The organism is Pseudomonas sp., assembly GCF_050739995.1.
In the GTDB taxonomy this organism is placed as follows: domain Bacteria; phylum Pseudomonadota; class Gammaproteobacteria; order Pseudomonadales; family Pseudomonadaceae; genus Aquipseudomonas.
In genome coordinates, this window is the sequence record NZ_JBOICG010000098.1 from 1 (window position 1) to 13,087 (window position 13,087).

Genomic DNA, 13,087 nt, shown 5'->3' on the forward strand with positions numbered 1-13,087 from the left:
GTTGTGGCCCAGGCGCTCCTGGATCGTCGCTACCTGCGAGTCGCGAAAGCCATTGCGCCACACCAGCCCGGAATTGAACATGCTCACCGTCGCAATCGACTGAAAGCGCTTGTCTGTACGCGCCGCCGCCAATGAATCCCCCCCGCCGCCGCAAATCCCCAACAGGCCCAAACGCGAACTGTCGGCACCAGGATAGCCAGCGATAAAGTCCGCCATGCCATGGATATCCTCAATACGGTTCGCCGGCTTATCCACATTACGCGGCTTGCCGCCGCTGCCACCCTGATACGCCGCATCCGCCGTAATCGTGATGTAACCCTGGCCGGCCAGACGCTGCGCATACAGCCCCGCCACCTGCTCCTTAACCCCGCCGGATGGGCCACCACAATGATCGGGTACTGCTTGGTCGCGTCGTAATGGGCTGGGGTGTAGACGTTGGCGGCGATGTCGAGACCGTTGAGTTTGTAGGTGTCTAGGAAACAGGGGATGAATACCGCCAGGGTCATCGGTGCGCTGAAATGTCCGAAATGTGAAGCAAGTCATACCTTGGGCTGAACGGCATCGATTTATTTGTGGGCATCGTTTCTATGGTCTAGATACAACTACATCGTTAAGTTTTCCAAATTCTTAGAACAACAATAGATGAGAAGAAAACTATGCATCTTGTACTGCGCACAGGGAAAAACCATCTGCTTCAGGTGGGCGCGCTGTCTCTTTTAAGTGTGGCATTACAACAAGCACAAGCAGCTTGTGTTCTCACTCCCGGCCCCGGCGTCGACTCTTACGTTTGCGACAGCGGTAGCAGTGCCACGGGGCTCACCGACCTGGTGGGCAACAATACGCTAACCTTGCCAGCCGGCGGCACCGGCACCATCAACGGTAATATCCTCACCGGGCCTGGCGCCGACTTCGTCGACATGAACTCCGGGCGCATCGTCGGCAGTGTCACTCAGGGCGACGGCGCCGACCGCTTCCGTATCAGTGCAGGTACGGTCACGGGGGCGGTATCCCAGGGCAATGGCATTGATGACTTTGTCATGAGCGGTGGCCAGATCCAGTCCCTTGCCCAAGGCGATGGCCGCGATACCTTCCTGATGACTGGCGGCACCATCGTCGGCGCCTTTGAAGACGGCGACGTGGCGCAGCAAACGGGTGGCACCATCGGCCGGGTCGACATGAAGCTCGACAAAAACATCTACCTCATGTCTGGCGGCACGATCCTTGGCAATCTCGTCACCGGCTTCGACACCGACAGGATTGAAGTCTCCGGGGGCACCATTGGCGGCAATATCAGCACCAGTGGCGGCGATGACAGCATCACCGTCAGCGGTGGCGTGATCAACGGCGAGATCCGCGCCAGCGTCGGCAACGATACGTTCAATTGGCTCAATGGTGGCCAGATCAAATCTTCAGTGCTGATGGGCGACGGTAACGACACGGCATTGCTCAGCGGCCTGAGCGAAAGCCTGTTGAGCGCCACCCCGTCCATCGACGGTGGCCTGGGCAATGACCAACTGACCTTCGACAACACCACATCCGGCACGGCCTCCCGATACATTGGTTGGGAGACGGTCAACCTCAACAACCATTCACGCTTCGACCTCGCTGGTGATTTTTTCCTCGGCGACAGTGCCAGCAATACCGGAACCTTTTCCATCGACAACACCAGCGTACTGGCCGTGACCCAAGGCAGTATCCGCCCCTACACCGCCGGTCAGTCGGTCACGCTCAACAATGCCGGGACTATCGACATGACCTCCGGCAGCAACAGCGCTACTGACTCACTGACGGTGCATGGCAACTACGTCGGCAACAACGGCCAGTTGTGGCTGCAAACCGTGCTGGGTGACGACAATTCGGCCAGCGATAAGCTGGTGGTCTCGAACGGCACCATCAGCGGCAACACTCAATTGGCGGTGAGCAATCTCGGCGGCCTGGGCGGTCTGACGCTCAACAACGGTATCGAAGTGGTGCAGGCGCTCAACGGTGCGGTGAGCACCAGCGACGCCTTTGCCCTGAAAGGTTCGGTGTCGGCCGGGGCCTATCAGTACTACCTGTTCAAGGGTGGTGTGACGGCCGGTTCGGAAAACAACTGGTACCTGCGTTCCTCTGTGATCGCGGTACAACCACCCGCAGTGCCACCGCCTCCACCGGTACCGCCAGTCGTGGTGCCCGTACCGCCGATTCCCCCCGTGCCGCCGGTGGTCGCCCCGGATGAGCCACCGGTCGAGCCACCAACACCGCAACCCGTCGCCCCCGTCGAGCCCCCTGCCCCACCGCCGACCCAAGTCCCCGCCGAAGTATCGCCGGAGCCTGCCGTCACCACGCCGCCATTGCCAACAGCGGTTGCAGGTGCCGACCCGATTCCACTGTATCGCCTGGAAGTACCGGTGTATTCGGTAGTGGTGCCCGCTGCGCAGTTGATGACCCTGCAAGCGCTGGGCACCTTCCATGACCGCCAGGGCGAACAAAGCCTGCTGAGCGAAACCGGCGCAGTGCCGGCCGGCTGGGGCCGAGCGTATGGGAGTGACTTCAACAAGAGTTGGACCGGCACGGTGTCGCCGAGCTTCGACGGCACAGTCAAAGGCTATCAGGTGGGCCATGACCTCTACGCCTCTGAAACCAACGGCGGGCAGATCCAGCGCTTCGGCTTGTTTGTCGGCCAGAGCCAACTGCGGGGCGATGTCAAAGGCTTTGCCGAGGGCTTCCAGGATCGCCGCTCCGGCCGGGTCAAACTCGACGGTGACAACTTCGGCGCCTACTGGACCCTCACCGATCCCCAAATAGGCTGGTATGTGGACCTGGTAGCCATGGGCACGCGCCTGGAGGGTGATAACAAATCCGACCGTGGGGTGAAGATGGACAGCAAGGGGCACGCATTGGCGTTGTCTGCCGAAGCCGGCTATCCGATTGCGCTCTCCGAGCATTGGGTGGTGGAGCCGCAGGTGCAGGTGATCAACCAGCAGATCGACATGGACAGCCAGAACGACGGAATTTCCAAGGTCTCATTTGACTCCCAGGACTATTGGACCGGTCGCCTGGGTGCGCGCCTGAAGGGGCGTTACCTGGTGCAGAACACGCCGGTCGAACCGTACCTGCGGGCCAATGCCTGGCGCACCTTCGGCGGCAGTGACACGGTGACCTACGATGACGTTGACCGGATCAAGAGTAAACACAAGTCCTCCTCTGCTGACCTTGGAGTGGGCGTGGTCGCACGCTTGTCGCCTACAATCAGCGTGTATCTGGCGGCGGACTACAACACCAACCTCGACACCAATCAGCTGGAAGGTGTCAGCGGCAACCTCGGCCTCAGGGTCAGTTGGTAAGTGATTAACCCCTCTTGAACAACGCGCTGGCGCCATTGCGGTGCTGGCGCGTTGTCACGATCAAGCGTCGTCAAAAACACCCTTTAGAGAAATGAGCCCGGTAAATGGCTATGTGCTACTTTTTTCACAGCCTCTCCTCTGCCGTTCTTTACAGGAGCAGGTCTGTTTAAAACTACGCCTTAGTGCAAGGAAGCAAGCATGCGACTCATCAAACTATTGGTATTGGCCATCACGTTATGCGGCTCCGCCACGGCATTTTCCGCGACCCGGCTTGAGTCTCTGAGACAGGAAGGGGCACGTGACGGTAAACAATTCGCCGAAGATTCACGGAAAAATGGAATAACCGTGGATCGCGTGGTGTGTGTAGTCGGCATGTCGGGCGAAGATGAAAGCCGCCCCGAATTGACCCAGCAGGAGATTGAAACCTATGCACGGGCTTTCGGTAATGCCTGCATGGGGCGCAATGTTTTTTAGGCGAAAATAGTAGTCGCCGCCACTGCGCTGGCCTTGCAACTTCTCCATGGCCTCCAGCAGCCATGGAGAAGTTCACGCCGTTTGCTTGCCTATCCAGCGTCGATATTGACGGGTACGGCACGCCGCGCCGAGTTGCTCCATAAACAGTGCACGCAGAGGCGACACACTTGGATCGGGCTGTTTATCCAGGCTGAGTTTGCGCAGCTGGAACTTGACCACCGCCATGTTGGCCAAGGACGCGATGGTCTTGTTTTTCCAGGTGATCGGCGGCAATTGCGGCGCGTTGTCTTTACCCTGGAGCCAGTCACGTGGCAAGTGCGGCTCGATGGCCAACGCCGTGCCCATACCGACCATGTCCACACCGCTTTGCACCACGCTTTCAGCGACGGGGCGGCGACGTACGCCACCAGTGACCATCACCGGCATCTTGGCGACGGTCTGGATGTCACGGGCAAATTCGACGAAGTAAGCCTCGCGCGCCAGGGTGCGGCCATCACGGGCCTGGCCTTGCATGGCGGGGGCTTCATAACTGCCACCGGACAATTCCACCAGGTCCACGCCCAGGTCGTTGAGCAATACCACCACCCGTTTGGCGTCGTCGGCGGTAAAGCCGCCTCGTTGGAAGTCGGCGGAGTTCAGTTTGACCGCCACGGCAAAGTCCTTCGACACCACGGCTCTGACGGCCTTGACGATGTCCAGCAACAGGCGTGCGCGGTTTTCCAGGGAGCCGCCCCACTCGTCCGTACGCTGGTTGGTCAGCGGCGACAGGAACTGGCTCAGCAGATAACCATGGGCAGCGTGGATTTCAACGCCGGTGAAACCCGCCTGCTCGCCCAGCCGGGCAGTACGTGCAAAACGTTGAATCACGTCTTGGATCACACTCGGCGTCATGGCGTGAGGCGTGGCGAAGCGCTTGGACATGTTGCCCAGGTTCAGCGCAACGGCTGAGGGTGCCCAGGTCTTTTGTCCCAGGTTGGCCTGCATCTGACGGCCAGGATGGTTGATCTGAAGCCAGAACTGCGCGCCACCAGAACGCCCCACTTGTGCCCAACGCTTGAACTTGGCCAGTTGCTGGTCATCCTGCAACACCACCCCGCCCGGGCCGGTCATGGCGCGACCATCTACCATCACATTGCCGGTGATCAGCAGGCCGGCGCCGCCGTCAGCCCACGCCTGGTAGAGGCGCATCAGGTCTTCAGAAGGTGCGTGCTGGGCGTCTGCCATGTTTTCTTCCATGGCAGCTTTGGCGATGCGGTTCTTGATAGACGAACCGTTGGGCAATATCAGGGTGTCGAACACGTTCATGGGGTGGTCCTCAGTTGACGTGGAGCCACCATAAGATTGAAGTGAACTTTAAGGTCAACAAGTTTTTTCGACAGCAAGTTTTCACAGATACGGGGGTTGACCTTAAAGGAAGGTTTAAGGTGAGCATGCAAGCACCTACCGATTGTCGGAACCCAAATGATGTTGAAGACCTTCATTTCTTACGCGTTATTAGTGATAGGTGGTGCTTTCATGACTTACACAACAGCTGAACCAGCCCCATCCGCCGCAATGACAAAGAATCGTCAGATCCTGGTGATCATGACCAATCACGCCAGCTATCCGTCCCGCAGCGACACCACCGGGTTGTGGTTGACCGAACTGACGCATTTCACCGATGTGGTGGAAGCCGCCGGCTACTCCACGGTGTTTGCCAGTCCCAAGGGCGGTGCCGTGCCCTTGGACGAGCGCAGTCTCGGTTGGCTCTATATGGACAAGGCCGCCCGCGAGCATTTGCAGTCACCCGCCTTTCGCGCTCGCCTGAACAACACCCTGGCGATTGCCGATATCGACCCGTCCCAGTACAGCGTCATCTATTTCACAGGTGGCCACGGGGTGATGTGGGACTTCCCCAACAACCCGGACCTGCGCCGTGTCGCCGAGACCATCTACAACCAGGGCGGGATCGTTTCGGCCGTTTGCCATGGCGTCGCCGGGCTGCTTGATCTGAAGGATGCGCAAGGTCAACTGATCATCCAGGGCCGCAACATCACCGGGTTCTCGGATCGCGAAGAACTGCTTTCCGGTATGAAAAGCCAGGTTCCATTCTTCCTGGAGGACCGGTTGGTAAGCCAAGGCGCGCATTACCAGAAAGCCTGGCTGCCCTTCACTTCCTTTGCCATTACCGATGGCAAACTGGTAACCGGTCAGAACCCGCAGTCGCCCAAGGCCGTGGCTGACGCCGTGATGGCCCTGCTTTCTGCAGACACCACCCCGTCGATCACTCACTAAAAGGACATCTGAGATGCCCAGTCAGAACGACTGCACCCTGATCCATATAGCAGGCCACCCGGTGCCTGTGGTCAAAGACGGTTTGTACGAACGTTTTCTCTCCAACCCGCCATTGTCAGTGATTGCAGCTGAGCTGCCAGGGGTTGATTTAAGCTGGTTCAACGGTTTGGAAAAGACCCAGGTCGACATAGGGTTCGAGTCCTACTCGCCCAATTTTTACTACCAGAACAATCGCGTCACCGCGATATACACCGCCGACCTGGCCAAGCTCCGCGCGCTGATGCCGCCTGACGTGCTGGCCATCGTGCAACCCCTGCAAATCTGGCCTGGTCGCGGTTTGATCGCATTCACCGCGTACACCTATGAATACTGTGATAACGACGCCTACAACGAAGTGGCGGTATCGATCATCACCAATAAGCCGGGCAAGGCCAACTTGGGGCCGCTCACGCTGATCGGCCAGTCGCTGTCGAGGGATTTTTGGGGGTATGTGCTCAAGCTGCCGGTGAATACGGAGTTGGCGAGGGTTCGCGGTGTGGTGGGTTACAACCTGCCGAAATGGCTGACGGGAATTGACCGAAAAGAGGACGCCCAATCGGTGGTCTATAAGATTACCGATAGCCAGAGCGGCAAGGTAGACGTGACGCTCACAGCACTAAAACTCGACGGCTTGTCGACCCAAGAGAATCTGGTCACCAGCAGCTTCACCAACCTCGATCACCAAGGCCGGTTAGCGTATGGGTATGCCGTTTCCCGTCAGCTCAAACATGGCGCCAGCACAAGCCCCGGCTCGGCCACCCTTACCCTGGGTGAAGGTAGCCTGTCGGACTGCCTGCGGGCCTTGAAGCTGGGGAAAATGATTAAGTACGAATATGTGCCCGAGTTCCAGAGTGCACTCTATGCGCCCAAGCCCCTTGCAACCCTGCCAGGTACGTACTAAGTCTTCTGGCGACTACCTGAAACCGCCGCCATGCCCTCTTCGCGCAGACGGTGCAGGAGCAACTGCGTGTTGTCCGTACAGGGCATGCCTTCAGGTTTGCCCTCCACGCCCGCAATTACCAGCAGCAGCTGCGCCTTGTTCTGGGTCAAGCGCTGCTGCAGGACTTCGATTTCCGCCACCTTGCGCTTGAGCCCCGTGAGCAATTCATCATGCTGCCAACCGCTGGCATTGGTCGGCAGCAGTTGGCGGATTTCATCCAGGGAAAACCCGGCGCCCTGGGCGCCAGTGATGTTCTGCAACACCCATTCGGTATCAGGGGCATAGTCCCGATAGCCGTTGGCTTTGCGCCCGACCGAGGTAATCAGGCCGCTCGCTTCGTAAAAGCGAATACGCGAAGGCGCCAAGCCGGTGATTTTCGCCAGTTCGCCTATTCTCATTTTCCACCCCACACAACCATTGACCTTAAAGTTGACTTTAAACTTAAAGTAAACCGGCGACAGGCGCAACGCTCTTTATTTCACAAGGGCCACGATCTGCCCTTTCTTCAGGAGAGACACACATGGGTTATGTCACGACGCAGGACGGTGTTGAGATCTTTTATAAAGATTGGGGTCCGCAGGATGCCCCAATCATATTCTTCCATCATGGTTGGCCACTGAGTTCAGACGATTGGGACGCGCAGATGCTATTTTTCCTGGCTAACGGCTACCGGGTGATTGCCCATGACCGACGCGGCCACGGTCGATCAAGCCAGGTGTGGGATGGGCACGACATGGATCACTATGCCGATGACGTCGCGGCCGTTGTCAATCATCTTGGTGTGCAGGGCGCCGCCCATGTGGGGCACTCAACCGGCGGTGGCGAGGTGATTCACTACATCGCACGCCACGGTGAGGATCGCGTGTCGAAGGCCGCGATCATCAGTGCCGTGCCGCCATTGATGGTGCAAACCCCAGGCAACCCGGGCGGGCTGCCAAAATCGGTGTTCGATGGCATGCAAGCCCAACTGCAGGCCAACCGCGCACAGTTCTACTATGACGTGCCAGCAGGACCTTTCTATGGTTACAACCGACCGGGTGCCAAGCCGTCCGAGGGCATCATCCGCAACTGGTGGCGACAAGGCATGATGGGCAGTGCCAAGGCTCACTATGACGGAATCGTGGCGTTTTCCCAGACCGACTTCACCGAAGCGCTGAAAAGCATCTCGATTCCCGTCCTAGTGATGCACGGCGATGATGATCAGATCGTGCCTTATGAAGACTCCGGGCTGCTATCGGCCAAGCTGTTGCGTAACAGCACGCTGAAAACCTATGCGGGTTTCCCCCACGGTATGCCGACTACAAACGCTGATGTAATCAACGCTGATTTGCTGGCGTTCCTGCGTGGTTAACCCGTCCTGAAACCTTCATCGCTGGCTCAAACGTAGCCTGATCCGGGCTGCGTTTGACTTGAATAACTGGGCAGGTCGATAGCATCGGCTTTCGGCGAAAGGATCTTCCCAAACACGGTCTTGAGCCCTGGTGCAGTGGCCATCCTCAATACCGCGTGGCCAAGGGCGATACCCCAACGCGAATGCGGCGACGCCAGCCGGGGCGCGAACGTAGGCACGCTTTGCGCCTGGGCGACGTAGGGCCGCATCAGCTTTTCATAGGCCGCGAAGGCTTGATGGTGATCAGCGTGGCGCCCCAATTCGCCAGCCAACACGTAGGCGCCGCTTAGCCCCAAACTGGTGCCCATACCACTGATGGGCGATGCACAGTAGGCCGCGTCGCCCACCAGTGCGATTCGCCCCTTCGACCAGCGCGGCATCTTAACCTGGCCCACGGCGTCCAGATAAAGGTCGGTGGCCTCCTCCAGCGCGGCGAGCACCCGGGGGGTTTCCCAGCCCGCGTCGGCAAACAGTTGCTTGAGCAAGTTTTTTTGCTCGGCCTGGGGGAGTTTCTCGTAGCCGCTCGGCGCTTGCTGAAAAGACAAGAACGCTCGCGTGGTCCCCAGGTTGTCCGGGCGCAAACACACACAACGCCCGCCAGGGATGTTGTACCAGCGCATGACATCGCCATCGCTTGGTTGCCTCGGCACGGTGAAATAGGCCGTGTAGAGGTCGAGGGGACGACGCTGGACCTCGTCGCCAAACACCAGATGACGCGTGGCCGAACCAATCCCCTCCGCCACAATCACCAGGTCGTAAACCTGCTCGGTTCCCCGCTCGAAATACACATGGACCTGCGCGCCGTCGTCTTCCAGTGCCTCAATGCTGTCGCCGAACCGGTACGTGACTCGGTCCTGGCTATGCTGGATCAGGAGCTTGGCCAGTTCCCCCCGCAGAATCTCCAACTCGACTATCGGCCCATCGCCATCGAAGGCATTGACGCCAATAAAGGCCCGTATGTGGTTGCGTTGGTCAACGAAGGCGATGCCCTGCTCCTGCGTGGTGTTCGCCCGAATCAGATCCTCCAACCCCATGCGCTGTACAACCACGCTACCAGCACCACGCACGTCGATAGTCTGCCCGCCATCACGAAACTCAGGCGCCCTCTCCACCACCGTTACGTCCATACCCTGGCGAGACAGCCAATACGCCAACGCCGGCCCGGTGATGCTTGCTCCGGTGATCAGGACTTTTTGTGCTCTCATCAGACGTCCGAACCTTCAGGTGTGCAGGCAGTGCTGCCGGGTAATGTGGTGCGATAAACCTCAATCACCCGCCCTAAAAATGCCTCAATCACCGCACGGTCGTGACCATTGAGCGCGCCGAGTACGGCACTCATGCCATTGAGCATGGGCGCAATATGGCCATATATCTTGGTCACCGACTCAGGCACCGGACACACAAGCACTCGGCGTTTGTCATTGAGTTGCCGCTCACGAACCACATGTCCGGCGCGCTCCAGCCGATCGATGGCCTGGGTGATGCCAGCAGTGGTCACGTAAAGACGCGCAGCCAGCTCGGTCGGCGCCAGCGGCCCATCCTTGATCAGATGTTCCAGTACCGCCATATCGGTTTCATTGATCCCCAGGGCCGTGCCGAGATGACCTGCGGCCTGGCGCGTCAGAATCGCGACTTGTTGCAACTGTTGGCCGACGGTGTCGCTTGCGATTTGCAAGTTGCGTGGGTCAGCGACGGGATGAGATGGGGATGACAGCGGCTTCATGGATGAGGGGTTTCCGGGGTTTGAAGAAGGCAAAACTAGCATATAGCTAACTTACTTAGCTAGTTTCGTACGCCGAACGGCGCCCCGTAAAACAACGACGTTCTCGCATTGACGTGCACCGATCTGAGGTTCAAGGCAAAATGCCACCTTTTAGTTGCAAGGAACGCATAAGTGCCCGTCACCACATTGAAGTCGCAGGCGAATCGTCGACTCATTTCCACCCTCCTTTTACTGACAGGCCTGACAGGCCTCGCAGGATGCCACCGGCTAACGCCCGAGCAGCAAGTGACTGCCTGGATTGATAGCGGAGGCACATCCCGGCCGATGTTCCTTACCACGGAGGAAATCAGGCAGATGGAGGCGCGAAGATACGTCAGGGTCTTGCGCCGGGGTCTGGCGGACAATGCGGCCCGGGAGAACCGCGAGGGATTGCAAGGCAGCGTGCGGTTGCGCATGAAGCTCGATCGCCAAGGTGATGTCTTGCTCTGCGAGGCCGTTCCCCCTGATGAACGCGCCCGCTCCGATGTCGCCAAGCTCATCGTGAACGCGTGCTGGAGCAGTGTCTGGGAGCCAGTTCCAGAAGCGCTGCAGCATCCAATCGATGGAGGTCTCGAAGTCATCGCGCCGTTTATTGTTACCGGCGACACATCGCCAAAATCTGGCGCCCTACTGAGAATGCACGAGTCATCTGAAGCGCGACGTTTTTTCTGGGACAACGTGGTAGCCAAATACCCCGTCAATACGTTTGGCAAGGCCAGCTTCAGTTTCACCGCCAACGCACAGGGCCAAGTCCTACAGTGCGATGTAACACTGCAAAAGCACTATCAGCGCCCTGAGCGTTTCCAGGCAGACCCGGCGTTACAAAAGGCGCTTGAGCAACAGTGCTTGCAACTCGATCTGCGACAAATGCCAGGCTTTCAGTCTCGTTTGGGTGAAGACGGCATAATCCACTGGGGCGTTTCAGTGGACTACTTGCCGTGGAAGTATCAGCTTGGAGAAAACCGCCGTGCGACTCCTGCAGCTCGCTGAGGCTGGAAACCTTCAACACTTGCGATCAAGCACCCAAGTGGCAATGCTTTCCAGCGCCCCGGAGGCGTAGGCACGGTGCCCGGACATCAGGAATATCGCCGTGGTGTACCACGGCCACTCGCTGGCCAACTGATAGTCGAACCCACTGCTGCGCAACAAGCCGTGGGTCGCCGAGGGGACTTTGCGAATGCAACGAAGCGTCTGATCGGGTAGAGATGTATCCCAGGTGCCCAGGGTGTCATCCGGGTCGACATTTCGGTCCTGCGCGCCCATCAGAATCATCACCGGCGTCTGCATGGCGGCTATCGCGCTTCGGGCGTCGGCGTGGGAATTGCGACGTTCAAAGTCCTGCCGCGTGCAGGTTGCAGCACAAGGCGATTCGGCGGCTGCCTGGGTGAACTCGGCATCAAATGCCTGGATTTCGCGTTGTACTTGTCTTGCCACTTCATCGGGCGGTAGCTGCTGTGACTTGAGGCGTTGGCTCAAGTAATAAAACCCCTGATTCCGCCAGTTTATGGCCGGTCCCACCAACACTGCGAAGTCGGCACGTGCCGGCCCACTGGCCTGTGGAACCACCCATCCTGCCTGTGAAAAACCGAGAAACCCCATCGGGCTGTGTTTGAGAGAAGGCACACCTCTGAGACGCTTGAGGGCTTCTACCTCTTCCGCTGCACGATCATCCATGGATTGCGCCAACCAGTTGCCCTGACTGGCACCCACACCCGGTTTATCCCAGGAAAAAACAGCAATGCCTTGGGAGAGCAGGTAGTTGACCAACGGCGCATAGCCGTCGCCCGACCAGCGATCCTGAGCACCATCGCCATGGACAATCAACACCACGGGCGGTGACGGCTGTTCAGCGGGCATGAGCAGCGTCCCTTCCAACTGATCACCCTGGGACTTGAACAGGATGACTTGCCCTCGACTCCCAAGGTCCAAGTCGAAAGCTTGCAAGCGGTACACTGCAACAGCACTGACGGCGACCAGCACACCAATACAGAACCCCAGGCGCTTGATGATTTTCTTCACTTTGCCCTCTCATGTTTAACCGCCATCGAGCTCACTCCCCTTCTCATGTCGACGATAGCGAGAAAGCGAAACCCCGGTTTGGCGCTTGAAATAACGGCACAAATAGGAAGCATCGGCGAAGTTGAGCGTGTCGGCAATTCGGCCAATCGCCAGGTCGCTGTATGAAAGGAGCGCCTTGATCTCCAGCGTCACCTGCCGATCAATCAGCCCCTTGGGCGTGTCATTGAAGAAGGTTTTCGTCAGCTGTGACAGATAGAACGGCGTGATGCTGAGCGCGTCGGCGTAGAACTTCACTTCTCGGTGCCGAATACAGTGTTTGCCGATCAACTCCCAGAATCGCCAACTGAGCATTTCCTTTCGGCTGAACGCCTTGTTGCCTTTTTGCACGGTTGGCAGTTGCTCGGCAATCCGCAAAAAAAGGTTCTGTAGCTGGTTGCGCAACATGATGTGCCGGTAAGTGGGACTGCACCGCGCAATATCGCTCATCTGCATCACCCACCCCTCTAGCAGCGGCCGTTCCTGCTCGGTTGGAACACAGTGAGGATGGTCATGCAGGAACACGAACAAGGGGTTGGGCAATTGATACGCGACCTCCGCCGCAAAGGCTTTGGGCATCAGACAGAAAAACACCTTGAAGCCCAGCGAGCGGCGCTTTAGCACGGCAATCGTGTCCTCGGCCAGCACCAGCACGCCACCGCGCTTGACCGCCTGCTCCTTGAAGTTAAGTGTGAATCGCGCACTCCCGCAGAGGCAGATCAACAACGTCAAATAGGCATGGCCGAAGGAGAGCGGCAGGCCCAGCCCTTCGGCCAGTGTGGTTTCCCCCATTCGCATTCCATCGTTGGGTGCGAACAGTTTCGGAA

The 13,087-nt window shown here is 58.5% G+C and carries 12 protein-coding genes and 1 pseudogene; 6 read left to right on the top strand and 7 right to left on the bottom strand.

Annotated features, from left to right (window positions below; genetic code table 11):
- A pseudogene (locus ACRESD_RS03350) lies at positions 1–470 on the bottom strand (alpha/beta hydrolase); the annotation flags it as partial.
- Between the two features lie 186 nt (positions 471–656).
- On the opposite strand from ACRESD_RS03350, the gene ACRESD_RS03355 reads away from it, so the two are divergent.
- Together ACRESD_RS03355 and ACRESD_RS03360 are read left to right on the top strand one after the other, a co-directional pair.
- Positions 657–3,326 carry an autotransporter outer membrane beta-barrel domain-containing protein gene (locus ACRESD_RS03355; RefSeq protein ID WP_431749622.1) on the top strand — a complete coding sequence of 890 codons (2,670 nt, stop codon included), beginning with the start codon at positions 657–659 and terminating at the stop codon, positions 3,324–3,326.
- A 198-nt stretch (positions 3,327–3,524) separates the two neighbouring features.
- Positions 3,525–3,800 (top strand): hypothetical protein, encoded by a 276-nt coding sequence (locus tag ACRESD_RS03360; RefSeq protein WP_431749623.1) that lies wholly within the window; start codon positions 3,525–3,527, stop codon positions 3,798–3,800.
- Positions 3,801–3,872: 72 nt separating this feature from the next.
- Here ACRESD_RS03360 and ACRESD_RS03365 read toward each other — a convergent pair whose 3' ends face one another.
- A complete protein-coding gene (locus tag ACRESD_RS03365) occupies positions 3,873–5,105 on the bottom strand; it encodes an NADH:flavin oxidoreductase/NADH oxidase family protein (RefSeq protein WP_431749624.1) in 1,233 nt (410 codons plus the stop codon).
- A gap of 156 nt (positions 5,106–5,261) precedes the next feature.
- Here ACRESD_RS03365 and ACRESD_RS03370 point away from each other — a divergent pair, with 156 nt between their 5' ends.
- Positions 5,262–6,074, top strand: coding sequence for a type 1 glutamine amidotransferase domain-containing protein (locus tag ACRESD_RS03370; protein WP_431749625.1), 813 nt, complete (start codon positions 5,262–5,264; stop codon positions 6,072–6,074).
- 13 nt (positions 6,075–6,087) lie between these two features.
- Positions 6,088–7,014: an acetoacetate decarboxylase (ADC) gene (locus tag ACRESD_RS03375; RefSeq protein WP_431749626.1), complete on the top strand. Its 927-nt coding sequence runs from the start codon at positions 6,088–6,090 to the stop codon at positions 7,012–7,014.
- Here the strand turns inward: ACRESD_RS03375 and ACRESD_RS03380 are convergent.
- On the bottom strand, positions 7,011–7,451 hold the full coding sequence (locus tag ACRESD_RS03380; protein ID WP_431749627.1) for a MerR family transcriptional regulator: 441 nt from the start codon (positions 7,449–7,451) through the stop codon (positions 7,011–7,013). The genes ACRESD_RS03375 and ACRESD_RS03380 overlap by 4 nt on opposite strands.
- Positions 7,452–7,573: 122 nt before the next feature.
- Between ACRESD_RS03380 and ACRESD_RS03385 the strand changes: the two genes are divergently transcribed.
- A complete protein-coding gene (locus ACRESD_RS03385; RefSeq protein ID WP_431749628.1) occupies positions 7,574–8,404 on the top strand; it encodes an alpha/beta fold hydrolase in 831 nt (276 codons plus the stop codon).
- A gap of 26 nt (positions 8,405–8,430) precedes the next feature.
- Here the strand turns inward: ACRESD_RS03385 and ACRESD_RS03390 are convergent, their stop codons facing one another.
- Positions 8,431–9,648 carry an FAD-dependent monooxygenase gene (locus ACRESD_RS03390; RefSeq protein WP_431749629.1) on the bottom strand — a complete coding sequence of 406 codons (1,218 nt, stop codon included), beginning with the start codon at positions 9,646–9,648 and terminating at the stop codon, positions 8,431–8,433.
- A complete protein-coding gene (locus ACRESD_RS03395; RefSeq protein ID WP_431749630.1) occupies positions 9,648–10,166 on the bottom strand; it encodes a MarR family winged helix-turn-helix transcriptional regulator in 519 nt (172 codons plus the stop codon). The genes ACRESD_RS03390 and ACRESD_RS03395 overlap by 1 nt, the downstream gene beginning before the upstream one ends.
- Positions 10,167–10,337: 171 nt before the next feature.
- Between ACRESD_RS03395 and ACRESD_RS03400 the strand changes: the two genes are divergently transcribed.
- Positions 10,338–11,195, top strand: a complete 858-nt coding sequence (locus ACRESD_RS03400) for a hypothetical protein (protein WP_431749631.1) — start codon at positions 10,338–10,340, stop codon at positions 11,193–11,195.
- A 12-nt stretch (positions 11,196–11,207) separates the two neighbouring features.
- Here the strand turns inward: ACRESD_RS03400 and ACRESD_RS03405 are convergent, their stop codons facing one another.
- Positions 11,208–12,224 (bottom strand): alpha/beta hydrolase family protein, encoded by a 1,017-nt coding sequence (locus ACRESD_RS03405; protein WP_431749632.1) that lies wholly within the window; start codon positions 12,222–12,224, stop codon positions 11,208–11,210.
- Between the two features lie 15 nt (positions 12,225–12,239).
- On the bottom strand, positions 12,240–13,087 hold an 848-nt coding region (locus ACRESD_RS03410), incomplete at its 5' end, for a helix-turn-helix domain-containing protein (RefSeq protein ID WP_431749633.1).

Excerpts from the sequence above, each read along its gene's own strand:
- ACRESD_RS03355 (WP_431749622.1), top strand. The coding sequence starts at position 657 with ATGCATCTTGTACTGCGCACAGGGAAAAACCATCTGCTTCAGGTGGGC.
- ACRESD_RS03360 (WP_431749623.1), top strand. The coding sequence starts at position 3,525 with ATGCGACTCATCAAACTATTGGTATTGGCCATCACGTTATGCGGCTCC.
- ACRESD_RS03365 (WP_431749624.1), bottom strand. The coding sequence starts at position 5,105 with ATGAACGTGTTCGACACCCTGATATTGCCCAACGGTTCGTCTATCAAG.
- ACRESD_RS03370 (WP_431749625.1), top strand. The coding sequence starts at position 5,262 with ATGATGTTGAAGACCTTCATTTCTTACGCGTTATTAGTGATAGGTGGT.
- ACRESD_RS03375 (WP_431749626.1), top strand. The coding sequence starts at position 6,088 with ATGCCCAGTCAGAACGACTGCACCCTGATCCATATAGCAGGCCACCCG.
- ACRESD_RS03380 (WP_431749627.1), bottom strand. The coding sequence starts at position 7,451 with ATGAGAATAGGCGAACTGGCGAAAATCACCGGCTTGGCGCCTTCGCGT.
- ACRESD_RS03385 (WP_431749628.1), top strand. The coding sequence starts at position 7,574 with ATGGGTTATGTCACGACGCAGGACGGTGTTGAGATCTTTTATAAAGAT.
- ACRESD_RS03390 (WP_431749629.1), bottom strand. The coding sequence starts at position 9,648 with ATGAGAGCACAAAAAGTCCTGATCACCGGAGCAAGCATCACCGGGCCG.
- ACRESD_RS03395 (WP_431749630.1), bottom strand. The coding sequence starts at position 10,166 with ATGAAGCCGCTGTCATCCCCATCTCATCCCGTCGCTGACCCACGCAAC.